At 59.4% G+C, this 23,572-nt stretch carries 25 protein-coding genes and 1 tRNA gene; 4 read left to right on the top strand and 22 right to left on the bottom strand.

The features are described from left to right. Window positions 1-8: 8 nt before the first annotated feature. The 9 genes from JMF94_RS03205 to JMF94_RS03165 all read right to left on the bottom strand — a co-directional run bounded on the left by JMF94_RS03205 (window position 9) and on the right by JMF94_RS03165 (window position 7,509). The gene (locus JMF94_RS03205; protein ID WP_240823744.1) at window positions 9-446 is read right to left on the bottom strand and encodes a translation initiation factor IF-2; all 438 of its coding nucleotides are present in this window, start codon (window positions 444-446) and stop codon (window positions 9-11) included. A 6-nt stretch (window positions 447-452) separates the two neighbouring features. Then, entirely contained in the window at window positions 453-1,490 is a 1,038-nt protein-coding gene (pheS, locus tag JMF94_RS03200) for a phenylalanine--tRNA ligase subunit alpha (RefSeq protein ID WP_240823743.1), read from the bottom strand. Window positions 1,491-1,816: 326 nt separating this feature from the next. Further along, window positions 1,817-2,170 carry a 50S ribosomal protein L20 gene (gene rplT, locus JMF94_RS03195; protein WP_240823742.1) on the bottom strand — a complete coding sequence of 118 codons (354 nt, stop codon included), beginning with the start codon at window positions 2,168-2,170 and terminating at the stop codon, window positions 1,817-1,819. A 318-nt stretch (window positions 2,171-2,488) separates the two neighbouring features. Beyond that, window positions 2,489-2,686 (bottom strand): 50S ribosomal protein L35, encoded by a 198-nt coding sequence (gene rpmI, locus JMF94_RS03190; protein ID WP_022657789.1) that lies wholly within the window; start codon window positions 2,684-2,686, stop codon window positions 2,489-2,491. 121 nt (window positions 2,687-2,807) lie between these two features. Continuing rightward, window positions 2,808-3,344, bottom strand: a complete 537-nt coding sequence (gene infC / locus JMF94_RS03185) for a translation initiation factor IF-3 (protein WP_022657788.1) — start codon at window positions 3,342-3,344, stop codon at window positions 2,808-2,810. A 1-nt stretch (window position 3,345) separates the two neighbouring features. Beyond that, window positions 3,346-5,277, bottom strand: coding sequence for a threonine--tRNA ligase (gene thrS / locus JMF94_RS03180; RefSeq protein ID WP_240823741.1), 1,932 nt, complete (start codon window positions 5,275-5,277; stop codon window positions 3,346-3,348). Window positions 5,278-5,439: 162 nt separating this feature from the next. Further along, window positions 5,440-5,516: transfer RNA gene (locus JMF94_RS03175), tRNA-Val, on the bottom strand. Between the two features lie 185 nt (window positions 5,517-5,701). Beyond that, window positions 5,702-7,069 carry a methylenetetrahydrofolate--tRNA-(uracil(54)-C(5))-methyltransferase (FADH(2)-oxidizing) TrmFO gene (gene trmFO / locus JMF94_RS03170; protein WP_240823740.1) on the bottom strand — a complete coding sequence of 456 codons (1,368 nt, stop codon included), beginning with the start codon at window positions 7,067-7,069 and terminating at the stop codon, window positions 5,702-5,704. Between the two features lie 173 nt (window positions 7,070-7,242). Further along, window positions 7,243-7,509 carry a CD3324 family protein gene (locus JMF94_RS03165; protein ID WP_240823739.1) on the bottom strand — a complete coding sequence of 89 codons (267 nt, stop codon included), beginning with the start codon at window positions 7,507-7,509 and terminating at the stop codon, window positions 7,243-7,245. A gap of 296 nt (window positions 7,510-7,805) precedes the next feature. Here JMF94_RS03165 and dut point away from each other — a divergent pair, with 296 nt between their 5' ends. The 3 genes from dut (at window position 7,806) to JMF94_RS03150 (ending at window position 9,902) form a co-directional block, all read left to right on the top strand. Then, a complete protein-coding gene (gene dut / locus JMF94_RS03160) occupies window positions 7,806-8,276 on the top strand; it encodes a dUTP diphosphatase (RefSeq protein WP_240824200.1) in 471 nt (156 codons plus the stop codon). 74 nt (window positions 8,277-8,350) lie between these two features. Further along, window positions 8,351-9,550 (top strand): aspartate aminotransferase family protein, encoded by a 1,200-nt coding sequence (locus tag JMF94_RS03155; protein WP_240823738.1) that lies wholly within the window; start codon window positions 8,351-8,353, stop codon window positions 9,548-9,550. A gap of 130 nt (window positions 9,551-9,680) precedes the next feature. Beyond that, window positions 9,681-9,902 carry a TraR/DksA family transcriptional regulator gene (locus JMF94_RS03150; protein ID WP_022657782.1) on the top strand — a complete coding sequence of 74 codons (222 nt, stop codon included), beginning with the start codon at window positions 9,681-9,683 and terminating at the stop codon, window positions 9,900-9,902. A gap of 404 nt (window positions 9,903-10,306) precedes the next feature. Here the strand turns inward: JMF94_RS03150 and JMF94_RS03145 are convergent, their stop codons facing one another. The 12 genes from JMF94_RS03145 to JMF94_RS03090 all read right to left on the bottom strand — a co-directional run bounded on the left by JMF94_RS03145 (window position 10,307) and on the right by JMF94_RS03090 (window position 21,852). After that, window positions 10,307-11,311 carry an inorganic phosphate transporter gene (locus JMF94_RS03145; RefSeq protein WP_215647968.1) on the bottom strand — a complete coding sequence of 335 codons (1,005 nt, stop codon included), beginning with the start codon at window positions 11,309-11,311 and terminating at the stop codon, window positions 10,307-10,309. Beyond that, the gene (locus JMF94_RS03140) at window positions 11,304-11,933 is read right to left on the bottom strand and encodes a DUF47 family protein (protein WP_240823737.1); all 630 of its coding nucleotides are present in this window, start codon (window positions 11,931-11,933) and stop codon (window positions 11,304-11,306) included. Before JMF94_RS03140 ends, JMF94_RS03145 begins: the two co-directional genes overlap by 8 nt. 374 nt (window positions 11,934-12,307) lie before the next feature. Next, window positions 12,308-13,414, bottom strand: coding sequence for a pseudouridine synthase (locus tag JMF94_RS15120; protein ID WP_240823736.1), 1,107 nt, complete (start codon window positions 13,412-13,414; stop codon window positions 12,308-12,310). Then, a complete protein-coding gene (locus JMF94_RS03130; RefSeq protein WP_240823735.1) occupies window positions 13,411-14,610 on the bottom strand; it encodes a GAK system CofD-like protein in 1,200 nt (399 codons plus the stop codon). Before JMF94_RS03130 ends, JMF94_RS15120 begins: the two co-directional genes overlap by 4 nt. Beyond that, complete coding sequence (locus tag JMF94_RS03125; RefSeq protein ID WP_240823734.1) at window positions 14,607-15,266, bottom strand: 3'-5' exonuclease domain-containing protein 2; 660 nt, start codon at window positions 15,264-15,266, stop codon at window positions 14,607-14,609. The genes JMF94_RS03130 and JMF94_RS03125 overlap by 4 nt, the downstream gene beginning before the upstream one ends. Before the next feature lie 3 nt (window positions 15,267-15,269). Next, window positions 15,270-16,682, bottom strand: coding sequence for a tRNA uridine-5-carboxymethylaminomethyl(34) synthesis GTPase MnmE (mnmE, locus tag JMF94_RS03120; RefSeq protein ID WP_240823733.1), 1,413 nt, complete (start codon window positions 16,680-16,682; stop codon window positions 15,270-15,272). 171 nt (window positions 16,683-16,853) lie between these two features. Continuing rightward, window positions 16,854-18,308 carry a protein jag gene (locus JMF94_RS03115; protein WP_240823732.1) on the bottom strand — a complete coding sequence of 485 codons (1,455 nt, stop codon included), beginning with the start codon at window positions 18,306-18,308 and terminating at the stop codon, window positions 16,854-16,856. 40 nt (window positions 18,309-18,348) lie between these two features. Next, entirely contained in the window at window positions 18,349-19,998 is a 1,650-nt protein-coding gene (gene yidC, locus JMF94_RS03110; RefSeq protein ID WP_240823731.1) for a membrane protein insertase YidC, read from the bottom strand. An 8-nt stretch (window positions 19,999-20,006) separates the two neighbouring features. Then, window positions 20,007-20,270: a membrane protein insertion efficiency factor YidD gene (yidD, locus tag JMF94_RS03105; protein WP_022657773.1), complete on the bottom strand. Its 264-nt coding sequence runs from the start codon at window positions 20,268-20,270 to the stop codon at window positions 20,007-20,009. Then, window positions 20,267-20,659: a ribonuclease P protein component gene (gene rnpA, locus JMF94_RS03100; protein WP_240823730.1), complete on the bottom strand. Its 393-nt coding sequence runs from the start codon at window positions 20,657-20,659 to the stop codon at window positions 20,267-20,269. The genes yidD and rnpA overlap by 4 nt, the downstream gene beginning before the upstream one ends. 35 nt (window positions 20,660-20,694) lie before the next feature. Beyond that, window positions 20,695-20,829, bottom strand: coding sequence for a 50S ribosomal protein L34 (gene rpmH / locus JMF94_RS03095; protein WP_022657771.1), 135 nt, complete (start codon window positions 20,827-20,829; stop codon window positions 20,695-20,697). A gap of 396 nt (window positions 20,830-21,225) precedes the next feature. Then, window positions 21,226-21,852, bottom strand: a complete 627-nt coding sequence (locus JMF94_RS03090) for a hypothetical protein (RefSeq protein WP_240823729.1) — start codon at window positions 21,850-21,852, stop codon at window positions 21,226-21,228. 272 nt (window positions 21,853-22,124) lie between these two features. On the opposite strand from JMF94_RS03090, the gene thrB reads away from it, so the two are divergent. Beyond that, window positions 22,125-22,688: a homoserine kinase gene (gene thrB / locus JMF94_RS03085; RefSeq protein ID WP_240823728.1), complete on the top strand. Its 564-nt coding sequence runs from the start codon at window positions 22,125-22,127 to the stop codon at window positions 22,686-22,688. A 297-nt stretch (window positions 22,689-22,985) separates the two neighbouring features. Here thrB and JMF94_RS03080 read toward each other — a convergent pair whose 3' ends face one another. Further along, complete coding sequence (locus JMF94_RS03080) at window positions 22,986-23,567, bottom strand: translation initiation factor 2 (protein ID WP_240823727.1); 582 nt, start codon at window positions 23,565-23,567, stop codon at window positions 22,986-22,988. Window positions 23,568-23,572: the final 5 nt, after the last annotated feature.

Here is a 23,572-nt window from a genome sequence, read left to right as displayed (position 1 = left end):
TGGCGTGGTTATTTGAAACTCCAGGCAGGAGTCTGATTTTGCGGATCGGGCAGTGGGCGCTCGTAGCGCTCGCTCTGGCCCGCGCCCACGCCGTAGGCCCCGGGTCTGGGGCGTTTGGGAGCGGGTTTTTCTTCCGGCTGGCGGTCGTCAATGGTGTTGCCGTAAGCGTCCGTGTAGCCCATGCCGCCCTCTGCCGTGCGCCCTGCGTTCTTGCTGGGCAAGGACTCGATGCGTTTGGGTTCGCCAGGCGGGTCCATTCCGGAATGGCGCGAGGTGTAGGCTGAGGCGGCCTGAGCTTCATCCGTCGCCAGCCAGCTCGGGCTGCCGGGCAACAGGGAAGCCGCCGCCAGCAGACCCAGCAATACAAGGCATACGGGCAGAGCCATAAGGCGGCCTGCGCGCATGCGGGCATTGCTGCAATCTATGGGGCTCATGACGCTGGGCATAGTGACCTACCGGGCAAACTGGCCAAGGAAGCGCACGTCGTTTTCAAAAAACATCCGTAGATCGCCGATGCCGTACTTGAGCATGGTCACGCGTTCCACGCCCATGCCAAAGGCAAAACCGCTGACATCCGCCGGGTAGCCCACGGCTTCAAACACGGCAGGGTCAACCATGCCGCAACCCAGAATTTCAACCCAGCCCGTGGTTTTGCACACACGGCAGGGCGCATCGCCAATGTGGCCCTTGCCGCCGCACATGCAGCAGGAGATGTCCACTTCTGCCGAGGGTTCGGTAAAGGGGAAGAAGCTGGGCCGGAAGCGCACCTGGGTTTCAGCGCCAAAGACCGCGCGTACAAAGGCTGTGAGCGTGCCGCGCAGATGGGCCATGCTGATGCCCTCGCCCACCATGAGGCCTTCGATCTGATGGAACATGGGGGTGTGGGTGAGGTCGCTGTCGCGCCGATACACCTTGCCGGGAGCAATGACGGCCAGAGGAGGCTTGCGCGCCAGCATGGTGCGGGCCTGCACGGGCGAGGTGTGCGTGCGCATGAGCACTTTTTCGGTGACATACAGGGTATCCTGCATGTCGCGGGCGGGATGCTCGGGCGGCATGTTCAGGGCTTCAAAATTGTAGTAGTCGATTTCCACTTCCGGACCGGAAGCCACGTCAAAGCCCAAATTCTGAAAAATCTGGCAGATTTCTTCCGTCACCAGAGTGGTGGGATGCAGGCTGCCGCGCCAGGGCGCGTGACCAGGTACGGAAGGATCGAAACGGCGCAGGGCTTCGGCCTCGCGTCCGGCCTCAAGAGCAGCCTTGCGGGCTTCAAACAGGGCGTTGCAGCGCTCTTTGACGCTGTTGGCGGTCTGGCCCACGGCGGGGCGCTCTGCCGGGGCCAGCGAGGGCAACTGGGCCATGATCTGGGCTATGCGGCCCTTGCGACCCAGAACATCCACGCGCAAAGCCTCAAGGGCATCCAACGAAGAAGCCTGGCCCAGACCTTTTTCAAGTTCGGGAACCAGGCTTTCCAGTGCAGAAATCAGATCCATAGCGGATATCCCAATGCCGCGCGTCGCGGCTTTTTGTTAAGGGATGCGCAGGAAAACGGAAATGACGGCACCCGCTTTCGGCAGGCCTGGCGGCCCTGCCCTGCGGAACATCCTGCCATTTCTGCGGTCTGCGCATCCTCACGGCATGAATTCGCCCTGCCCGCCGGACAATCCCCGGCGATACAAAAAAATCAAGGCGCGGACGGCGCTTGTGCACCGCCCGCGCCTTATACCATGCAAGGCCCCGCTCCCGCAAGCCGCGCTGCGCCCTAATGACACAGGCGTCGCTGCCAGGAGGTCTCCCTCCGGCGCGGGGAGCACCGCTCTTAATTCAGAGCGGCCTTGGCCAGATCGACGATCTTGGCGAAGTCGTCCTTGTGATACACGGCAAGGTCAGCCAGAACCTTGCGGTTCAGTTCAATGCCAGCCTGCTTGAGGCCGTGCATGAAGCGGCTGTAGGAAAGACCGCTCAGACGCGCGCCGGCGTTGATGCGGAGAATCCACAGAGTGCGGAAATCGCGTTTCCTCTGCTTGCGGCCCACATAGGAATACTGCATCGAGCGTTCCACAGCCTCGCGCGCGGTGCGGTACAGACGGCTGCGACCACCACGGAAGCCCTTGGCTGCGCTCAAATATTTTTTATGACGACGATGACTTGCAAGACCTCTCTTCACACGCATATGCGTTGCCTCCTTCTCCCAACTAGGCGGAGGAATGCCCGTTGGGGAGCGTAAAAAACTTCAGGCTCTCAAATGAGAGATACGGATTGAACGTCAGTCGCGGCTCCGCATGCGCCGCCGATGCCGTAGCATCGCGCTGAATTACCTTTTCCCGTCAGAATCTGCTTTACACGCTCACAGCATCTACTGTGATTTGCGCAGAATTTTTACTTGCGGACAAGAAAGCCAAGCGGCGCGCCGAAGCGGAGCATAGCAGTCTATGTGACCGAGGCGCGCCCGCGTAGGCTGCCGCAGTCAGCAAGCAAAAAGACAAGCAAATTAGCCGTTGGGCAGCATCCGGCGCACAGCCTTCTCGTTGGTCTGATCCACGAGGGTGGACTGACCCAAACGCATTTTGCGGCTGGCTGCCTTCTTGGTCAGAATGTGGCGCAGGTTCTGGCGGCGACGCTTGAACTTGCCGCTGCCGGTCTGCGAAAAACGCTTGGCGGCGGAACGCCGGGTTTTGATCTTGGGCATGGCGTACTCCTTAAAAACGTATACACCCGGACGCCGTTTTACGGGCGCACCGAGGGAAGGGCATAATGCCCCAAAGCACCGAACCACGCAAGGGGAAATTCACATCCCCCGCACAGACGGTCTACGACTGCTTTTTGGGCACCAGCATCATCTGCAAGGTGCGGCCTTCGGCACGGGCTTCCTGATCCACCTTGGCGATATCGGCAAGGTCTTGCACAACCCGTTCAAGAATGGCCATGCCGCGATCTTTATGCACAATTTCGCGGCCCCTGAAAAACACCGTAATCTTACAGCGGTCACCCTCTTCAAGAAAACGGCGAATGTGGCGGACCTTGGTTTCGTAATCATGGTCATCGGTTTTGGGACGAACCTTGATTTCCTTAATCTGCACCACGGCCTGCCGCTTTTTGGCTTCCTGCTTCTTTTTCTGCTGTTCGTACTTGAACTTGCCGTAGTCCATTATGCGACAAACGGGCGGTTCAGAAGTGGAAGCCACTTCCACAAGATCCATGCCGGCTTCTTTGGCCCGGTCAATAGCATCGTTGCGTTGCAGAATTCCAAGCTGCTCGCCATCGGCGGCGATCACGCGCACTTCACGGGCGCGGATCATCTCGTTGCGACGCACGCCGTCCTGCGGCATGTCGCGACGGAATCTCATATTAGGCGAAGCTATAGCGCATCCCTCCTTGTTTGAAAGGCTCTTCGGCGTCCGTCCGGATCAGCGCGGCGATTTCCGCTACGGATTTGAGCCCCATATTGTCCCCATTGCGCAGGCGCACATTGGCGCCGCCCGCCTGCACTTCTTTTTCCCCCACCACCAGAATATACGGAACCTTGGCCAGCTGCGCCTCGCGCACCTTGAAACCCAGTTTCTCGTTGCGGGTATCGGCGGTGGCGCGAATGCCCATCGCCTTGAGTTCTTCGCACATCTTGAGGGTGGCTTCATCGCCCGCTTCCGTCACGGTAAGCAGACGGGCCTGCTCAGGCGCAAGCCATGTGGGCAGCGCACCGGCAAAGTTCTCAACGAGAATGCCGATGAACCGCTCAAGCGACCCCATGATAGCCCGGTGCACCATGACTGGACGGTGCTTTTCGCCGTCCTGCCCCACATAGGTGAGGTCAAAACGCTCCGGCAGGGTAAAATCAACCTGTATCGTTGAGCATTGCCATTCACGGCCAATGCAGTCAAGCAGTCGCACGTCAATTTTTGGGCCGTAAAACGCGCCGTCGCCCTCATTGATCTCGTAGGGCAGTCCGGCCTTTTCCACAGCCTTGGTGAGCGCGTTGGTGGCAAGTTCCCACGCTTCGTCCGTGCCGATGCTGCTCTCGGGCCTGGTGGAAACGGCAACCTTGTACTGGAAGCCGAAGAGATTCATGAGATCGCGGATAAGATGGATGACCTCAAGAATTTCTCCCTCAAGCTGCTCGGGCGCGCACAGAATATGCGCATCGTCCTGTGTGAACTGGCGCACGCGCAACAGCCCGTGCAGCACGCCGCTCTTTTCGTGGCGGTGCACCACGCCCAGTTCAAAATAGCGCTGGGGCAGATCGCGGTAGCTGTGCAGCTCGTTGCCGTAAATGAGCATATGCGAGATGCAGTTCATGGGCTTGACGCCGTAGGCGTCTTCCTCGATCTGCGTGAAATACATATTTTCGCGGTAATGGTCGTAGTGGCCGGATTTCTGCCATGTTTCCACGCGCAGCAGTTGCGGCCCCTGCACGATTTCGTACCCGCGCTTGAGATGTTCGCGACGCCAGAAATCTTCAAGAATGGTGCGCACCATCATGCCCCTAGGCAGCCAGAAGACCATGCCGGGGGCCACATCTTCCTTGAATGTGAAGAGGCTCAACTCGCGGCCAAGCTTGCGGTGGTCGCGGCGTTTGGCTTCTTCAAGCTGCTTCAGATAGGCGTCCAGAGCTTTCTGGTCGGCAAAGGCCGTGCCGTAAATACGCGAAAGCATACGGTTCTTTTCATCACCGCGCCAGTAGGCCCCGGCTACGCTCATGAGCTTTGCCGCCTTGGCAAAACCAGTGTGCGGCACGTGGGGGCCACGGCACAGATCCGTGAAATCTCCGCAGGTATAGAGCGACACCGTGTCGGCATCGATGCTTTCAATCAGCTCGACCTTGTAGGCTTCGCCCATATTGCGGAACACTTCAACAGCTTCCGCCTTGGGCAGCACCTTGCAGGTGAAAAGTTCGCGCGCATCGGCAATACGCTGCATTTCCGCTTCAATAGCGGGGAAATCTTCACTGGAAAAGGGCTTTTCCACGTCAAAATCGTAGTAAAAGCCAGTGTCGATGGAAGGGCCGATAGTGACCTTGGCAGTGGGGAAGAGACGCTTGACCGCCGCCGCCATGACGTGGGCGGTGGAATGGCGGATCATCTGCAGCCCCTGGGGCGAGTCGGCGTACACGGGCGCAAGCTCGACGCAGCCAGCAGGCAGGGGGGCGGAAAGATCCAGCAGAGCGCCATTATCGGCGCGCGCGGCCACAGCCGCCTTGAACTTTTTGCCGCTCAAGGCTTTTTGCAGGACAGAAGCAACGGAGTCACCGGCTTCCACCATCTGCCCTTCCACACGGACTTCCATGAAAAACTCCTTACAAAAATACCCGGAGGCACATAAAACAAAGTGGGGAGGTAAACCTCCCCACTGCGCCGAATCCGGTCTTCGGGTCGCATCAAGCGACCTGTGCTATGGGCGGGGCCAAGGCCTTCCGCCGTTTAGGGGAACTATCCCCGAAGAGTCATTTGGTAGGAACGAACAGACTTGAACTGTTGACCCCTTCCGTGTCAAGGAAGTGCTCTAGCCACCTGAGCTACGCTCCTACATGAGGCAAGCGGTTATATAGCTACTCCCCATGCCGCCGTCAACACTTTTTTGACACATTGCCGCAATTTATCTCTGAAAGCGTGATAGATGCGCCATGTGCCTGCGTGTGGGCAGCCGGAGAAGCCATTCCAACCACGTGCGCCAAATACCATGACAAAAAACGCGGGCCTCTGCAAGCATCTTAAATAATGCCTGCCTCGCGCTGCGCTGCGAGCCACTCATCGAATGTTTCCTGCGCGCGGGCGGAATACAAGGCCTTGCGGTCTTTTTTACGCGCCCTTTCGCCCAGTTCCGGCACAAGGCCGAAGTGCGCGTTGGAAGGCTGAAAATGCTTTACCGGGGTGCGCAGATGATTGAGCAGCCCGCCGAGAGCGCTCTCCACAGGCGGGTGCGGCAGTTCAAGGCCACGTGCGCGGGCATTGAGCAGCAGGGCCAGCCACAGGCCGCTGGCGGCTGATTCCACATAGCCCTCCACCCCTGTGATCTGCCCCGCCAGATACACGCCGGGCCGCGCCCGCAGCGACAAATCCGGTGCCAGCACATCAGGCGCGTTCACATAGGTATTGCGGTGCATACTGCCAAAGCGCGCAAACTCCGCATTTTCCATACCCGGCACCAGCCGGAACACGCGGGCCTGCTCGCCCTGGGTCAGCTTGGTCTGGCAGCCCACCAGGTTGCAGGTTTCGCTGTTGGCCTTTTCTGCCCGCAGCTGCAGAATGGCCCAGGGCCTGCGCCCTGTGCGCGGGTCCACAAACCCCACAGGCTTGAGGGGGCCGAAGGTCAGGGTGCGGGGGCCGCGCTCGGCCAAAGCCTCCACAGGCATGCAGCCTTCAAAATGCTTTTCCTGCTCAAACTCGTGGGCAGAAACTTTTTGCGCTTCCAGCAGGGCCGCATAAAAAACATCGTATTCGTCGCGGCTCATGGGGCAATTGAGATAGTCGCCCTCGCCGTCGGCCTCGCCGTTTTCCTGCCCATAGCGGGAGGCGCGAAACACCACGTCCATATTAAGGGAGTGCGTCCACACAATGGGAGCGATGGCGTCATAAAAATAGCAGTGTTTTGCGCCCACGGCGTCTGCGAGCGAGACGGAAAGGCCCTCCGAGGCCATGGGCCCGGCAGCCAGAACCACTGCCCTGCCCTCGCCCGTAAAGGGCGCGAGCACCGGGTCGTCCAGCGATGCCACCTGATGTTCCACAAGCATGATATTGGCCTGCGCCACCACGCGCTCGGTCATGGCGCGGGCAAAAGCCTCGCGGTCAACGGCCAGAGCCTTGCCAGCGGGCACGCGGTGGGCATCGGCCAGTTCCATAAAATCGCTGCCAAGGGCGCGCATTTCAGCCTTGAGCAGGCCCACGCCGGATGTAAGTTCATCTGACCGCAGGGAGTTGGAGCATACAAGCTCAGCCAGATGCTCGCTGATATGGGCAGCCGACCTGTGGCCCGGCTTTTGTTCAAACAGGGTTACGGAGTGACCGGCGCGGGCCAGATGCAGGGCGCATTCGCACCCGGCAAGGCCGCCGCCCACCACAGCTATGGACATAATCTGCATATATTCTCCTTGCCGCGCAGCTTGAAAGAAATCCCGCCTGATGGCAAGCCCGCCCGTTTGTTCATAACAAAAAGCGCCCCGACACGTCAGGGCGCTGAAGACAAACAATACCATCCCTGCGAGATGACCATAGCAGCCGGCACAATCCCGGCCAGCCGCAGGCTCTGTTAGCCTCAGTTCAAGGCCGCAAGAATTTTGTAAACCGCTTTTTCGGAAAGAAAATACCGTTCCGCCAGTTGCGCAACAGACCAGCCCGCCTTGCGCCGGGCAGCCATCTCGTTATTTCTGGCAACACGCAAGGCACGGTTGGGGGCGGTTTCTCCCCAGTGTTTTCTGTTTTCTTCCTTGCGGGGAATGTACAGATATTCCCCGTCAACATATTCCTGTATGGCCCGCAACAAGTGTTGCGGCAGAACTTTAGTCGCTTTTTTATAGCCCATGATGCTTCCTCCCGATGAAATGTCAGGACGGAGCAAGGGCTATTGCCTAAACAATCAAGCTGTTATGCAATAGCCCCTGCTATGCATAACGGGCAGAATCCTGGTAAGTATACATCCAATAATCCTGTTGAGTGTTGATAATGCTTTTTCTGTATACACAGCAAAATGCCAAGTCAACAGGGTTGCGCCCCAATCCGGCTCTTGCCCCCAACGAAAAGCTGCGCTAGTAACAACCGATGCACGACGATCATGCACAGCAGCACGCCGCCGAAAAGACAAACGACCTCCACGAGGGCATGGCCCCCGTGGACATTGCGTTTGTGCGCCCCGGCGCGCGTGAGCTCTACGCTCAGGGGCAGGATGATTTTCTTGCTCCTGCCACCAGCCAGTCGGCAGGTATGGATCTGCGCGCCTGCCTTGATACGCCCGAAGCGCTTATTCCCGCCGGGGGCAGGCTCAAGGTTTGCACGGGCATCAGCGTACAGCCCCGCGCGGCTGGCATTGCCGGTTTTGTTTACTCGCGCAGCGGCCTTGGCGCGCGCGACGGCATAACTGTTGCCCAGGGCGTCGGCATCATCGACCCGGACTATACCGGGGAAATTCTGGTGTTCCTTCTGAACACCTCCGGCCAGGAGCGCCGCATCCAGAACGGCGAGCGCGTGGCCCAGCTCATCTTTCAGTCCTTTGTGCGACCGCGATGGCGTGAAGTAACGGAACTGTCTGCCACAGAGCGCGGTTCCGGCGGTTTCGGTCACACAGGGCGCTGATACTCTGCGCTGGCAACCGCCAGCGACTTTCATCCATTCCACCATTCATACGTTCACCGAGAAGGAGTTTGTCCATGTCACAAGCCTTTGCCGCCGTGAAAGCCGGGGAAGAGAGCCTGCTCTGCCGTTCCTACAGCCGTTACCCGCTGGCTATCGTGCGAGGCAAGGGCGCGCGACTCTGGGACGTGGACGGCAAGGAATATGTCGATCTGCTGGCGGGCATTGCCGTAACGGCCCTTGGCCACTGCAATGATGAAATCTGCGCCGCCCTTGAGGCCCAGTCCCACAAGCTCTGGCACGTGAGCAACCTGTTTTATCAGGAAGAACAGCTTGAACTGGCGCGGCTGCTGCTCTCAACAAGCCACCACAGCAAGGCCTTTTTCTGCAACTCCGGCGCGGAAGCCAACGAGGCCTGCATAAAGCTGGCGCGTCGCTACATGCGCAGCGTGAAAAAACGCGATGCCTACGAAATCATCACCCTCGAGGGCTGCTTTCATGGCCGCACGCTCGGATCGCTGGCAGCCACTGGGCGCGAGAGCCTGAGCAATGGCTTTACCCCCCTGCCCGAGGGCTTCAAGCAGGTTCCGGCCAACGACCTCGCAGCGATGGAAGCCGCCATCACCCCCGCCACCGCCGCAGTGCTGGTTGAAGTGGTGCAGGGCGAAGGCGGCATTGTGCCCCTGCCCGCAGACTATCTGCGCGGTGTTGAGGCCCTGTGCCGCAAGCACGACATCCTCTTTATGTGCGATGAAGTGCAGGCTGGCCTGTGCCGTACCGGCAAGTTCTGGGCCTTCCAGACATGCGGCCTCACGCCCGACATCATCAGCATGGCCAAATCGCTCGCCAACGGCCTGCCCATGGGCGCCATGCTGGCTACGGACGAAGTTGCGCAGGGCTTTGAGGCGGGCAGCCACGCCACCACCTTTGGGGGGGGCGCGCTTGTTTCCGCTGTGGCGACCAAGACGGTTGAAATCATGCTGCGCGACAAACTGGCAGAACGCGCCAGCACGTTAGGTGAGCACATGAAGGCCCAGCTGGCCGCACTCCAGCAGCGCGTTCCCGGCAAAATCCGCGAAGTGCGGGGCATTGGCCTCATGCTGGGCATTGAGCTGACAGTTTCCGGCAAGGAGGTGTGGGAAGAACTGCTGCGCCAGGGCTTCATATGCAACCTGAGCCACGGCGTCACCCTGCGCCTCCTGCCGCCCCTGAACATTGAGCAGGCAGATCTGGACAGCTTTGTGACCACGCTTGAAGACATTTTGAAGGCTTTTTAAAAAAATCGACCTGTCCGGGTCTTTACAGAAGCACGATTGTACACTACATAGGGCTTCCTGAAAATATTCTGCAAAAATTACGGCAACCCCGCTCTGCGGGGTTGCCGCTTGCTTTACACAAGGAGTACTCATGGACGTTTTTGATCAGGCTACCGAGCTGGAGCGCCTTGACCGCGAATCAGCCCTCTTGCGAGCCCGTGCCGCAGTGGATCGAGGCGGCCCGGAATGGATCAACGGCGTAGCCTGCTGCCGTGAATGCGGCGACCCCATCCCCGCCAAGCGCCTTGAAGCCCTGCCCGGTGTTGGCCTGTGCCGCGCCTGCCAGGAAGAACGCGAAGGCAGCCGCGACTAACCTGCACAGGGTGCCCTAACGGCCCAGCCGCTGACATACCTCGCGGGATGAGGCCTGCGCGGCTCCGACACCCCTATGATATCTGCATCTGCAGCGCGCCCGCATACAGGCGAGCGCGCACTGGTTGCGCTCGGCTTTTGATCCTGCCCAGCGTGACGCCACGCTTTACGGCAATTTTTTCCCCTTCTGCAAGCCCCGCCCTCTCCGCAATCATTGCGCCCCTCCGGACCCCCCTTGTTCTGACCAGAACTGGATGCTCGCTGTATATCAGGCAGCCAACTGGATATGGGCGCTGCAAATGCTCTGAAATGAAAACCCCTGTCCCGGCAATCGCAGGGACAGGGGTTTAAATGATTTTTCTCGCAAGGCGGGCCGCCCGGCCCGCGCTTTGCGCCGACGATCGGTCAGTTCCAGATAAAATGCAGCAGCCAGTAAGAAACAAATCCCACGCCGGCAGCGGCGGGCAAGGTGAGCACCCATGCGGTCACCAGATTTGCGGCCACATTCCAGCGCACGGCTGAAAGCCTTTTGGTAGACCCCACACCAAAGATACACGCAGATATGGTGTGCGTGGTGCTGACCGGGGCACCCATGAGAGAAGCGCCTGTGATGACTAGGGCGGCGGAGCTTTCGGCAGCAAAGCCGTGGACTGGCTCCAGCTTGAAAATACGGTGCCCCATGGTCTTAACAATTTTCCAGCCGCCCACCGCAGTACCAAGGGCCATGGCCCCGGCGCAGGAAAGTTTGACCCACAGGGGCACTTCCACGGTGTCGATCTTGCCAAAAATCATCAGGGCCAAAGTGACAATGCCCATGGTCTTCTGCGCATCGTTGAGGCCGTGGCTGGTAGCCATAAATGCGGCGGAGAGCAGTTGCAAACGCCGGAACGAGGCATTGACCTTGCGCCGGTGTATGTGCCCGCAAATCCAGTAAATGATCCACATGCAGCAAAAACCCACCGCGTAGCCTGCCAGGGGTGAGGCCACAAGGGGAACCAGCACCTTGTCCCAGATGCCTTTGCCGTTCAGCGCGCTAAAGCCAGCATCGGCCACGGCTGCGCCGATAAGCCCGCCAATGAGGGCATGGGAAGACGATGACGGAATGCCGAAATACCAGGTTATACAATTCCAGGTGATGGCCCCCACAAGGGCGGCCAGCACAAGTACGTGGCTCCCCTCCACCACGTGCGGCAAAACAATGCCGCTGCCCAGTGTTTTTGCCACTTCAGTACCAAGCAGCGCCCCGCCCAGATTGAGCAGGGCCGCAGCGCCCACCGCAAAACGCGGCGTCACCACCTTGGTGGAAACCACGGTGGCAATGGCGTTGGCGCAGTCGTGCGCGCCATTGGTGAAGTCGAACACCAGGGCCACCAGCACAATGAGCGCCAGCAGCACGGGGATATCAAACATTTTTCAGCACCGCTTCTTCAATGGTTTCCGCCAGCGCATTGACCTGCTCAAGCAGGATGTTCATGCGCTCATAGGCCTGACTCCACTTGAGCACCCGCATGAGGGCCTTGCTTGTCAGTTCCTGATGTTCGTCCATCAGTTCCGCCAGGCCTACGGCCAGCACCATGTCGCATTCGCTGCGCAGGCCTCGGAAAACACGGGTTTTGTGACAGTCGCGCCGATTGGCGAGGCCAGCGAGCATTTCATGTGTCAGATCAAGCATGGCGCTGATGGTGCGCGCCATCTGCAAGGCGGGAAAACGGATTGAGGCAAATTCAAAAATATGCAGCCGCGTGCTCAGGCTGTGCAGGCAGTCCATGCACTCTTCCTGTTCCTGATTGATGCGCAGGATGTCCTCGCGGTCGATGGGCGTGATAAATGTCTGGGAAAGCGCCCGGATGATCTTGCTGTGCAGCAGGTCGGCCTCTTCTTCCAGAAAGGCGATTTCCTTGTGCACGTGATCCATGTTGGAAACGTCTTCCAGCATGTTTACCAGCAGGGCGGACATGCGGCGCAGCAGATCGTTCTGCTCGTTGAGCATGGCAAAGAATGGAGCGGATTTGGGCAGTAGAGCAGGAAACATCCTTTCTCCTTGAACTGGTTGCAAGCGCGGAGCGCCACGAATGGTAGCTGTTTGCGCGGGCATTGCCCGGGCATGCAGCTTCCGGGGGCGAGCTGTTACCACTTCGCCAACCCGTTTGACCCCTTCCGTTTATACCGGGCAGAACTTTGTGCCAAGAGAAAACAGGGCGTCAAATTAAACTTTTCAATGAACAAAAAAGAACTCAAATCATCGCGGTATGTTATAAGGCCATTTTTTTGCGCATTCCCGCAGCTGACGCGACATTTTTCGGGAAAATCATTCACTGGATTGAGTGCACAATCTATAATCCAGACGGACTCTTCGTGCAACGATTTGCTGCATGGAATGGTGGTAAACGTAACCTGCTGGAGAGGTTAATCGACAAATGTCAGCCACTCCAGAACTTGCCGGGCCACAGCAACTGGCAAGAAGGACCAGGGCGGCGGCATGACGCAGCTTGCCCCCGGCAGCAGCAGACAGCCGTGGTGCAGATAGAACATGCCGTGGGATGTTTGAGCTTCAGCTTCTGGATCATTGTCTGCGTAGAGGGGATCGTTCCACAGCGGGTGCCCCACAGCGGCGGCATGCGCTCGGATTTGGTGGCGCGCGCCACGCCGGATGCGGCACCCGACCAGCGTCAGCCCAACGCGGTGAAACTGGGAATCCGTTGCGAGGGCCAGTTGCGGCAGCTCATCCCCTTCAAAATAATGCAGGGGCGTAAAATTCGTCCAGCGCGTGCAGCCAGCATCGCGGTCAAGTACGCGGCTTTTGCTGCGCTTGTCCGTACGCAGGGCAAAAGTCACGGTAAAATCTTCTTCCAGTCGTCCGGCCAAAAGCGCGATATAGCGCTTTTCACAGCGTCCAGCCGCCTCGGCCAGGCGAAATGCCTTCGCCGCCTGCGGGGAAAGCGCCGCGCATACAATGCCAGAAGTGCCGTGATCAAGACGCTGCATCAACTGAGGGGGCACAGCCTCCGCACTCATGTCCGCACCATCTTGTGCGCCAGCCTCAGTGCAGCCCTGCCCTGCCAGCAACTGCGGCAGCATGCTCTCCAGGCTGGGCATGTTGCCGCCTGTTAATGCGGCAGTGTGCAAGCCTACGGGCTTGTAAAAAAAGCAGAACTCGCCCTGCCGCTCCAAAAGACGCGGCAACGTGTCAACATTCGCACCTGCGGGGCAAGCGCCAGTTGCGGGCGCGTCAACACCAGCATTCTGGGTCTGCTGATCTGCTTCCGGCGCGTCTGCCAGCGAGACCACATCCCCTTTGCGCAACCGTTGCGCGGCCTTGCAGGAGCGCCCGTTGACGAGCACCTGCCCACTTTCAATACTGCGCTTACGCCCCCGCAGGCCCATCTGCGGCAGCAGCAGGGTCAGGGCATAGTCCAGCCTCTGGCCAACCATGTCTGCACTGGACGCTTCGAACTGTTTCTCAGTTGCTTGTTGCGCCTCGGCGCAAAATACGGGGGAAGTTTCATTACTCACAGGGTCACCGGACTGCCGGGAACAAGCTCCAGCAGGGCTTTGGCGGTTAATTCCGGCACATGGCGCTGCGGATCATTTTCGTAGACCATGTGTTTTTCTACCAGCCGCACACCCAGTTGGGCGAGGGCATCACGTTCTTTAGCATCAAGCCCGCCCTCATAGCGACCATTGCGGACATCAACCAGCACGGCCTGCAACAGAGCCTCGGTGGGGGCGTCGGGGGCGTCTTCGCGCAGATGGCGCAAAATCATGGCAGTCTGCCCCGCCACGGTCAGGCCGTGCAGTTCCGCGTCTGTTCCGGTATTGGGAATAAAAATTTTCGGACACTGAACGGCAGCCACGGCACGGCCCACATTCTGGGGCAACAAGTTGGCAAGCACGCTGGTGTAAAAACTGCCCATGGGATAGCAGATGGCTGCCGCCGAACGCAGGTAAGCCACCGAGGCCGGGGCAAGAGGCGGGCGGCAAGGGGTTTGCAGTTTTTCTGCCTGCTCGGCTCCCCGGTCTGGTTCGTGCACGGTGAGGAACAGCCGCCGCACAGCCCCGCTGAGATTTTTAAAGCGGTGCTGCCCCACCACAAGAGAGCCATCTTCCAGTTCCGCCGCCAGATGCAGGCTTTCGCTCACAATGGGCAGTACAACGCCACGCGTTTGCAATAAACGGCTGAGAAAGGCCATGACCGGGCCAAACACCCTCTTGTGGTGCAGGTAGCCGCCGGCCAGAATCAGATTGCCCATGCAGGCGCGGAAGGGGTCGAAATCTTCGGGCATGCGTTGCAGAAAAAAATTGAGATGCAGACGCAGCGCATCTGCAAACAACGGCGGCATCGCCGCCCATACAGGATGCTCCCCGCTGCCCATGGCGCGCAGCTGTTGGCGCAGTTCATGTGGATCGTTGCATTCCGCCGATGGTTCCGGCAGCCTGCTGGCGCAGAATTCCATTACCGAGGCGGGCACAACCGCGCTGTCGGCCAGAGCCAGCAAACGGTTGCGGATGTCACCCACGGCAGGCATGGCGAAGCTGCGGCGCAGGGCCGCAGAACTGCCGCCAGAATCAAAGGGCGTGACGAGATGAACGGAATTGTGGGTGTAGTGGATCAGTTCACGGCTCAGATCGCGCAGAGCCGTACCGCCCGTAAAAAAAACCAGTCTGGGACCAAGCGGAGGAAAGCAGAACAGCGAAGCACTTTCGCTCACACGGCGCTCCCCGCTGCCAAGGCATCGCTGCCCGGCGCAACCTCACAGGTGCTGCGACAGGATGGAATGAGCCCCATTTCGCACATGCGCAAAAAAATCAGCCGTCCGATCCAGGCATCGGTGGCGGCATAGGCAATCTGACGCGGGGTCAGTTCCATGAGGCTCCAGTTTGAACACTGGGAACCTTTGGAAATACGCCAGCCAAAAAAATTGGCCGCAAGGGTGCGCAAACCCTGGCTGGGCAGTTTGTGCGCGCGAGCCACACCGCCAAGATCCACCAGGCCCGCTGGCTCAAAGTCATGCAGGCGGCCAAGGTCACGCATATCATCTCGAATGCCCACACCAGCCTTGACCTGATCAGGGTTTGCCAAGATTTCGACCACATGGGGCCCGAACGGCAAAAAGGCCAACTGCACCAGATACACGGCATTGGCCGTGGCAAGCTGGATCAAAGCCGGAAAATTGCGGCGTCCCTTGCGAAAGGAAGGCCGTGTTTCCGTATCAAATCCAAGCAAATCTGCGGATCGCAGATCCGGCAGCGCGTTTTTCCAGTCCTCCAGGGTGCGAATAACCTGCACCGGCCCCTCGTAATGAAAAAGGGGCATGGCGTTGATTTCTTCGCAACTCAGCCTGCGGCGCAAAACGTCCATATCCATAGGTTACTTACCAATGCAGAATTGGGCAAATATGCTGTTAAGCACTTCTGCCGGGCTGGAAAGCCCGGTCACTTCCCCCAGATGAGCGGCGGCCATATCAAGTCTGACCGCGCAACAATCGTAAGGCTGCCCTGCAACAACATCAGCACGCAGCCCTTCAAGTTCTTTCAAAGCCTTTTCCAGCGCCATGGATTGCCTTGCGTTGGGCGCAAGACCGTCTTCCGGCGCGTCATCCGAACCGCCCCCAAGCAGCACAGATCGCAACATGGTTGCAAGCTCTTCGACATATGTATCGGAAAGTGCGCTCACTGCGCAACAGGTTCGCGCACCAATCCAGCGGGGAGGGAACACTTTTGGCATGCAAAGGTCACATTTGTTCCACACCACAAGCAGGGGCGTGTCGCCCACAGAGTCAAGCACCTCGCGGGCCGCAGCGTCCGGGCAAACCTCTGCCGCAGCGCCTTCCTCGCCCAGCAGCCCGCCATCAAGCACCAGAACAACAAGGTCAGCCTGCGAAACTTTTTCGCGGCTACGCGTTACGCCAAGCTGCTCAACGGTTTCTTCAGCCTGCCGCAGGCCTGCTGTGTCAGTCAGGCGCACGGGCAGGCCGTCAAGATTGCAGGTTTCTTCCAGAAAATCACGCGTTGTGCCGGGTATATCGGTCACAAGTGCCCGCTCGCGCCCAAGCAGAGCGTTGAGAAGGCTGGATTTGCCGGCATTCACCGCGCCAGCCAGCACCACCACGGCGCCCTGCTGCACAATCTGGGCACGCCTGCTCCCGGCCAGCAGCCGCCGCACGGCCAGCATGACCCTATCGAGAACTTCGCAGAGGGCCGCTGGCTCCATGCCTTCAACTTCTTCGTCAGGAAAGTCCACGGCAAGGCACATTTGGGCGCGCAGCATTTCCAGTTCTTCGCGCAGTTCGGCAGTACGCCGACCAAGAACACCTTCCAGACGGTTGAGACCATAGCGCAGGGCTTCGCGCGAGGGGGCGGCAATCAGCTCGGCCACGGCTTCGGCCTGGCTCAGATCCATGCGCCCGTTGATAAAGGCGCGACGCGAAAACTCACCGCGTTCTGCCTGCCGCGCCCCGTGGCGCAGCGCGCTTTCGAGCACGGCCTGCACCAGAAAAGGGCCACCATGGCTGTGAATCTCGGCGACGTCTTCGCCCGTAAAGGTGCGCGGCCCTGGCATAAAAACAGCCAGGGCATCATCCAGCGCCTCGCCGTTCCAGTCAAGCACGCGGCCCCTGTGCAAAAGCCATGGATGAAAATTTTCCACCTGCGCTGAAAGGGGGAGGAACATGCGGGCAAGAACTTTCTTGGCCCGGGGGCCAGAAAGGCGCACTATGCCAATCCCTCCGGCACCGGGAGGGGTTGCAATGGCGGCGATGGTGTCGCCACGATCTGTCTGCATTGCTGTATCCATATCTTGCCCTATGTTTGCGCGGCTTCGCCAACGAGTGTTGCCGGAGATCTGCGCCCAGTCGGGCTGTTTCTCCGGCAACGTAACAAGCACCTTCACGACCCTGCTGGCCCAGCTTGCGGTATGAACGCGCCAAACGCGCATCTGCCAGTGAGGCTGAAGCTAGGCGCGTTCTCCCTTTCTGCGCATGATGACCACGCGCTTCATGGGGCCATCGCCCGTACTGCGGGTCTGCACGTCAACGGCCTCTTGCAGGCACACGTGCACAATACGCCGATGGTACGAAGAAAGCGGCCTCGTGGAGTAGGAGCGCCCGCTCTGGCGCACCTTGTCTGCAAGAGCCAGAGCCATTTCGCGCAGTTTTTCATCCTGACGGCGGCGGTATTCCCCGGCGTCGAGCTGCACCCGCACGGCTGCATTCATGCCGCGCGATACGATGCGCGATATCATATATTGCAGGGCGGCAAGGGTCTGCCCCTCGCGACCTATCAGAAGGCCGGAGTCTTCATCGCAGTCAATGCCCACATAAACCCGGCCGCCGCCGATCTTGACGGTGATGCCCACGCCGTCCCCTGTAATGGGCCTGATGAGCTTCCGCACGGTTTCATCTACAAGGGTCTCAAGCTTTGCCACGTCAAGCTGCTCCAGAGGAGTAACCGGCAAACCCTCGCCTGCGGCTTCAAAATCATCTTCCAGCCCTTCCACTGGCGCTTCAGGTCGCGGTGCGCGCTCTGGGCGTTGATTCTCGCGCTGGGCGGCACGGGCTTCAGCCCTGCCGTTGCCCCTGTTGTCGGAGCGGTTGTCAGAACGATTGTCAGGTCGGGAGTCATTGCGTCGGCCTCGGGCCTCGCGCGCAGGAGGCTCGGCGGGATTGGCCGCTTCCACGCCTTCGCCGCCTTCGGCATTTCTGCCTGAGTGGTCACGGCCCCGGTCATTTCTAGAATTTCTGCCGGAAGGCTTGGCCCCATTTCTGTCAGGCTTGCCGCTACGCTCGCCCCGGCGGTCTAAGGACCGGTCGGCGGGCTTTTCCAGCACATTGCCATTAATGGCGGCGTCCAGATCTTCTTCACTCTCAAAGGCGTCCAGAGACTGGGGCTTGCGGTTACGGCCACGGTTGCGCCTGTCATCCTGCGGGTTACGCCTGTCGCCTTGCGGATTGCGCTGGGGACGGGCCTCCTGCTGGCGGTCGCGCCCGTCGCCTCGGCCCTTTTCGGCCTGAGCTTCGGGAGCGTTGGAAGCATCAGAAGCCTTGGGGGCAGCCGATGCCGACGACTCAGGTGCAGACGTAGGCGCTTGCTCCTGCCGGTCTCCACCGTTTTTGCGCTGCTCCACAGACCCGGAGTTCTCACTCGCGGACGCGGGCTGCCCAGCAGACGGCGCAGGGGCCGAAGCCCCCTCGCCGTTCTTTCTGCCCAGAATGCTTTCCATAGTTTCGCGCAGCTGCACGCGCCTTGCCCGGACCTTGGCCTTGCGCGCGCCCACTATGCCGAATATGCCGGACTTGGCGTCCTGCACTATTTCAATCTCGAGCTTTTCACGCGCTGTATTGAAGTAGCCGCAGGCTTCCTCTATGGCGCTGTCGAGATCCTTTCCCTGGAATTCCTTAAACCCTTCCATACGAACCCCCTGCTGTGTCTCGCGAACCCGCCGGGGCGGCCTACTTCGCTACGGATGTAGAGAACTTCTTCGCCATCATCCTTTGCTGCGCAATGGACAGGATGTTGTTGACCAGCCAGTACACCACGAGGCCCGAGGGAAAGCTCAGGAACATGGCGGTGAAGATCAGCGGCAGGAACATCATGATCTTCTGCTGCGTGGGGTCAGTGGCCGGGGGGCTCATTTTCTGCTGGATGAACATGGTCAGACCCATGATAATGGGCGTGATGTAGAACGGGTCTTTGGCCGAGAGGTCAGCCAGCCAGATGATGTCAGTGCCGGGCAGATAGGTGATAAAAGGCGCGTGACGCAATTCGATGGACGTGAGCAGGGCCTGATACAGGCCAAAGAACACGGGCATCTGGATGAGAATGGGTACACAGCCACTGGCCGGGTTGACCCCGTAGGTCTTGTAGAGCGCCATGACTTCCTTGTTCATGAGCTCCTTGTTGTCCTTGTGCTTCTCGCGGATAGCCACCATATGCGGCTGAAGTTTCTTCATCTTTTCCATGGAGGCGTAGCTCTTGGCCGTAAGGGGCCAGAACAGGGCCTTGATGAGAACCGTCAGCAAAATGATGGCTACGCCCCAGTTGTTCACGTACTTCTGGAAAAATTCAAGCAGCCACAGAAGGCCCTTGGCGATCACATGGAACATGCCGAGGTCAATACTCTTTGCAAGCTGGTCAGAAACAGCGGCAAGCTTGGCCCGTTCCTTGGGGCCAACCCAGTAAGAAACCGTAAGCTCGCGCTCCTGACCAGGGCCGAGCATCACTTCAGGTTCTTCAACGGCAGCGCGGAACACGTTCTGCTGCATGCGGCCCTTGACGGTCACGTTGCTCGTGTCGCCGGGCAGCACCGCAGCAAGAAAATAAGTGCTCATGGTGCCAGCCCAGTAAATCTTGCCAGCAACCTGCGCGCCAGTGGTTTCAAGCGTTTTGGGCGAAGATTCTTCGCCAAGACTTCCATCGTTGTCCCAGGCAAGGCGCATGGCATCGTAACGGTCGCCTGCGGCATTGCTGGCATCGGCGGCAACAGTGTAGCTGACGCGAACGCTGCGGGCCTGATCCGTGGTGTTCACCACGCGGATTTTTTCGCGGATAAGATAGGTATCAGAGCTGAAGGTCATTTCGCGGATAACGCGCAGGTTGTCCACCTCGCCATCAAAGCGCAGCACGCCCTGCTGACCGGCACCGATGTTCAGACCATTTTCATTGCCTTCCACAGACCACTGACCAGTGCTCCACGAGGGCTGGCTATTCACCACAAGGCCCAGCGGGGCAACAGCGGCGGTCTTGGGGTCAACGAGGTTGACCAGCGGAGAATCTACCGCAAGACCAGTCTGATACTGCTTGAGCTTGAAGGAGCGCAGCGCGCCGCCGCCAGTGTGAAAAACGGCTTCATAGAGGGGGGAGTTGACCGTGAGGTCGCGGCCCGGGGCGGGCGTGAATACGGGCATGGCCTGTTGCGCGGTTGCGGCGGCCTGCTGGGTCTGTTGCTGCTGTGCAGCCTGCTGCTGCGCCTGCTGTTGCTGGGCAACAATGGCCGGATCAGGCTTGCGGACCCAGCCCATGTACTCGGACACGTAACTCCAGCCCACAATAACGACGAGGCACAAAAGTATGGCGATGATCAGATTTTTTCCGTCTTGCATGAGGGCGTTCACTCCTGGGACAGTGGCGGGACGTCACGGGGACGTCTTGGTGGTGGAACAGGATCATAGCCTGAACCGCCCCAGGGGTGGCAGCGGGCAAGACGCTTGAGCGCAAGCCAGCCGCCCCGGAATATGCCGTGGGTCAAGATGGCCTCTGCGGCATAGGCGGAACAGGTGGGATAAAACCGACAGGCGGGGGGAAGCACTGGCGAGATGCAAAGCTGGTAAACGCGTATGGGTAATATGCACAGATTACGCAGCAAATGACTCATGGCAGCCCATCCAATGCCGGACGGCCCGGCTCTCGCCGAACCACGCGCCGCATCAGCGGCAAAAGCTCGGCGGCTACGCTGGCCAAATCCAGCGCAGCCTCTCCGGCATGCTTTTTAGCAACGGTAACGATGTCAGCTTCTTTGGGCAAATCGCTGCGATGCAGGCGATAAAATTCCCTCAGCAGCCTTTTGACGCGATTGCGCACAACAGCATTGCCTACCTTGCGGGAAACAGCCATGCCAGTGCGCGCAGCTAGACCGGGACTATTGCCCGCCAGCACAAAAACAAGGAAATGCTCGGTATGCAGACGCCTGCCCCGCTCATAGCACGCTACGAATTCCGCCCTGCGGCGTATCCGCAGGTGCTGCGGCAGACCATTCTGATTCATGGGAATACCCATGTAGAACGGGGCAAGCCCGCCCGCTAGGCGCTCAGAACCTTACGGCCCTTGGCGCGACGACGACGGATGATGGCGCGCCCGCTGGGGGTGGCCATGCGGGTACGGAACCCGTGAGTGCGGGCCCTTCTGATTTTGCTCGGCTGATATGTTCTTTTCATGGCAGACTCCTTAAAAAATTTCCGGCAGGGCCTTGGGCCGACCACCGGAGCGATGCGGCACGCCGGGCCTGAGCGGTTTTGGGGCTACCCCCCGGCTTTTAAGCGCGGAAGGGCAGCATTGCCCTGGCGTTAAAATATATGGAAGAAGCTACATACACGCCAGCACGGCCTCCGTCAAGCGCCAGATTCCCCATACGACGCGCGACTACAATGCCCTTGTTGCAAACAGGCCGCAAGCGTATACGCCCCACGCTCAAAAAAAAAATTCTGATCGCAGCGCCTTCACACATTTTTTAGCGGATACTTCAAAACGGCTCAGGGGCTAGTGTGGCAACCATGGTTCGCGTGCACAGGCATCACGAACCAGGACCCCCGATATCTCAAGGCCTCAAGGCCTCAAGGCCGGGCGTTGGCCCTCGGCAGCACATCATCTGCTGAAAATGCCGGAGGTGCAGGCACATCTGGCATAGCCCCGCTGCCAGCAGCGCCAATGCTGCCCACAGAGGATGCCGCTGCCGATGAATATGGCATGGGCGCAGAGCTTGGCGCAGGCGCAGAATTAGCCGCTTTGGCCGGGCCAGCAGCAGAAGCGCCAGACTTGGGCTGTGCTGGAGCAGCGCTGCTCAGCGGTGGGATGGCGCTGCTGCTGACAGGCGCCGGAAGGGTTGTTTTGCCCACACCCTTGGGAGCCGGAGATGTGGCTGATTGCGGGGCGGCCTTTGAAACCTTGACCTTGCGCTTTGCCTGACGCGCGGGCGTTTTTTTGTCCGCCTGAGGAGTCATGGCCAACTCCGGTACAGCCGCAGGATCCACAAACCGCGCCCCTTCAAGTGCAATCTGCCGGGGCGTCACCAGTGTGTTCCAATACAGCCGTCCGCCACCGCTGTGCAGCCAGACATCGGTGAGATTGGTGGCCCCGGTGGCAGTGTGAGCAGGTACCTGAGGCGGCAGGGGGACGGCCTCCACGGCAACCACAACGGACGCGCGACAAATGGAAAACGCAAAAAAAGCAAGCAATAGCATACCAACTGACTTGCACATAAAACTTACCTCTACTGCGCTTATCGGCCTTGAAGCAAAAAACCTTTAGCCCACGGAAAAAAATGAAAAGGCCTGCACGTGGGAAAATGCAGACCTCTGCGCACCATCAGTCGCTGGCTGCAAAGCCCGGCGTTGACAGGCAGCGCGGGCTTGGGCACATTCCCACTAACCGATTTACTTCCAGAAATTTACGTATGCGCCGCGCATGACAACATTGAGGCCATGCGTTTCCATTCAAGCCATCAGGAGTCCGCATGTCCAGCAAGCCGGATTTAACAGCAGCCCCCGCGATGCCAGCCCCCTGTATAACCCTTATAGGCATGGCCGGAGCGGGTAAATCCACTGTGGGTTCAGCCCTGGCGCAGGAGCTGGGATGGGCTTTTGTTGACAGCGATCACCTGATTGAAGCCGCCTACGGCGCTCGCCTGCAAGACATTACCGACACATTGGGCAAGGCGGCCTTTCTGGATACCGAGGGCAAGGTCATCTGCGCCATCAAGGCCAACCGAACGGTCATAGCCACAGGCGGCAGCGTCATCTACCGCGATGCGGCCATGCGGCATCTGGCTGAGCTTGGGCCTGTCGTCTATATTGACGTGCCCTTTCATCTGATAGAAGAACGCATCGCCCGCAATCCTGAGCGCGGCATTGCAATGAATCCCGGCGAAAAACTCGAGGACATCTTTAACGAACGCAAGGCCCTGTACACATATTATGCAACCTTGCGCTGCCCCGCCGAGGGTAAAAATCCGGCCCAGTGTGCGCGCTGGATTCGTGATCATCTGCCGGAGGGTTTTCTGAAAGGCGATGCCGCCTGATCAGGCCCTTGCCACGCTCACCTCAGACAAGGACAACCCAGCCCTTTTACCCCAAGTGCATAGCCAAGGGCTGACCCCGATTCATTCAGCCCTTCAGGCCCAAGGGCATCAGTGCCACTCTGCCTGTGCCGTGGTCACTGCCGCTCGCTTCCCGCTGATGCCTCAAAAAAAGCAAAAGCGGGGCCGAAACCCCGCTGAAATCTCTTCACGAACGGTGACTCACCGAGCGTGGAACATCCGCTCCGGCAGAACGCGGCACAAGGCAGCGCGCAACCAGAGCGGCGTTACTACTTTATACTAATACTGCCAGGTCGAACCGTCAAAACGGATCAGCTCGTTGATGTTGCGGGCCTTGACCTGTTCGCAAGAAGCAGTAGACATAGCTTCCTGGCGAGTCTTGCCACGGCAATCCATCACCCTTTCCTGATACCTGATAAAGCCGACGTACTGACCAGTGGGGCTGGGGCGCAATTCAGTGGTTACGTTGGAAGAGTCCACATCAATGTAGGTCCCCACGTAATCCTTGCCGTCCTGGCGCACTTCCCTGGAAGACTTGGAAGGCATCACCGTGCGGGCAGCCTGGGCAGCCAGTCTGTTGCCCACCATGGTGAGCTCGGCGGCGACCTGAGCTTCGGTCTTCGCGCCTTTTTTAGCGGCAACGGGCTTAACTTCAGCCGGTTTTTCGGCCTTGGTTTTACCCTTCTTGCCCTTGGCGTCCTTGGCAGGAGCCACAGGGGCCGGGGCCGGTTCGGGGGCTGCAGTCTGTTCCTGCGGCTGAGCGGGCTTTATTTCTTCATCAGTGGAAGAAGAGCCGCCAAACCAGGCGCAACCGCCAGTGGTCAACCCCAACGTGAGAATGAGTGCCAGAATCTTACGCATGTGCC

The sequence above is a fragment of the Desulfovibrio sp. UIB00 genome, assembly GCF_022508225.1.
Lineage (GTDB): Bacteria > Desulfobacterota > Desulfovibrionia > Desulfovibrionales > Desulfovibrionaceae > Desulfovibrio.
This window is presented reverse-complemented; position numbering and strand designations above follow the sequence as displayed.

Excerpts from the sequence above, each read along its gene's own strand:
- rpmI (WP_022657789.1), bottom strand. The coding sequence starts at position 2,686 with ATGCCCAAGATCAAAACCCGGCGTTCCGCCGCCAAGCGTTTTTCGCAG.
- dut (WP_240824200.1), top strand. The coding sequence starts at position 7,806 with ATGGCCCCCGTGGACATTGCGTTTGTGCGCCCCGGCGCGCGTGAGCTC.
- mnmE (WP_240823733.1), bottom strand. The coding sequence starts at position 16,682 with ATGCAGACAGATCGTGGCGACACCATCGCCGCCATTGCAACCCCTCCC.
- JMF94_RS03080 (WP_240823727.1), bottom strand. The coding sequence starts at position 23,567 with ATGCGTAAGATTCTGGCACTCATTCTCACGTTGGGGTTGACCACTGGC.
- rplT (WP_240823742.1), bottom strand. The coding sequence starts at position 2,170 with ATGCGTGTGAAGAGAGGTCTTGCAAGTCATCGTCGTCATAAAAAATAT.
- yidD (WP_022657773.1), bottom strand. The coding sequence starts at position 20,270 with ATGAGTCATTTGCTGCGTAATCTGTGCATATTACCCATACGCGTTTAC.
- JMF94_RS03125 (WP_240823734.1), bottom strand. The coding sequence starts at position 15,266 with ATGGATATGGACGTTTTGCGCCGCAGGCTGAGTTGCGAAGAAATCAAC.
- JMF94_RS03115 (WP_240823732.1), bottom strand. The coding sequence starts at position 18,308 with ATGGAAGGGTTTAAGGAATTCCAGGGAAAGGATCTCGACAGCGCCATA.
- JMF94_RS03205 (WP_240823744.1), bottom strand. The coding sequence starts at position 446 with ATGCCCAGCGTCATGAGCCCCATAGATTGCAGCAATGCCCGCATGCGC.
- thrB (WP_240823728.1), top strand. The coding sequence starts at position 22,125 with ATGTCCAGCAAGCCGGATTTAACAGCAGCCCCCGCGATGCCAGCCCCC.
- pheS (WP_240823743.1), bottom strand. The coding sequence starts at position 1,490 with ATGGATCTGATTTCTGCACTGGAAAGCCTGGTTCCCGAACTTGAAAAA.
- JMF94_RS03145 (WP_215647968.1), bottom strand. The coding sequence starts at position 11,311 with ATGTTTGATATCCCCGTGCTGCTGGCGCTCATTGTGCTGGTGGCCCTG.
- trmFO (WP_240823740.1), bottom strand. The coding sequence starts at position 7,069 with ATGCAGATTATGTCCATAGCTGTGGTGGGCGGCGGCCTTGCCGGGTGC.
- JMF94_RS03150 (WP_022657782.1), top strand. The coding sequence starts at position 9,681 with ATGGACGTTTTTGATCAGGCTACCGAGCTGGAGCGCCTTGACCGCGAA.
- JMF94_RS03140 (WP_240823737.1), bottom strand. The coding sequence starts at position 11,933 with ATGTTTCCTGCTCTACTGCCCAAATCCGCTCCATTCTTTGCCATGCTC.
- rnpA (WP_240823730.1), bottom strand. The coding sequence starts at position 20,659 with ATGAATCAGAATGGTCTGCCGCAGCACCTGCGGATACGCCGCAGGGCG.
- rpmH (WP_022657771.1), bottom strand. The coding sequence starts at position 20,829 with ATGAAAAGAACATATCAGCCGAGCAAAATCAGAAGGGCCCGCACTCAC.
- JMF94_RS03155 (WP_240823738.1), top strand. The coding sequence starts at position 8,351 with ATGTCACAAGCCTTTGCCGCCGTGAAAGCCGGGGAAGAGAGCCTGCTC.
- JMF94_RS03165 (WP_240823739.1), bottom strand. The coding sequence starts at position 7,509 with ATGGGCTATAAAAAAGCGACTAAAGTTCTGCCGCAACACTTGTTGCGG.
- yidC (WP_240823731.1), bottom strand. The coding sequence starts at position 19,998 with ATGCAAGACGGAAAAAATCTGATCATCGCCATACTTTTGTGCCTCGTC.
- thrS (WP_240823741.1), bottom strand. The coding sequence starts at position 5,277 with ATGGAAGTCCGTGTGGAAGGGCAGATGGTGGAAGCCGGTGACTCCGTT.
- infC (WP_022657788.1), bottom strand. The coding sequence starts at position 3,344 with ATGAGATTCCGTCGCGACATGCCGCAGGACGGCGTGCGTCGCAACGAG.
- JMF94_RS03090 (WP_240823729.1), bottom strand. The coding sequence starts at position 21,852 with ATGCTATTGCTTGCTTTTTTTGCGTTTTCCATTTGTCGCGCGTCCGTT.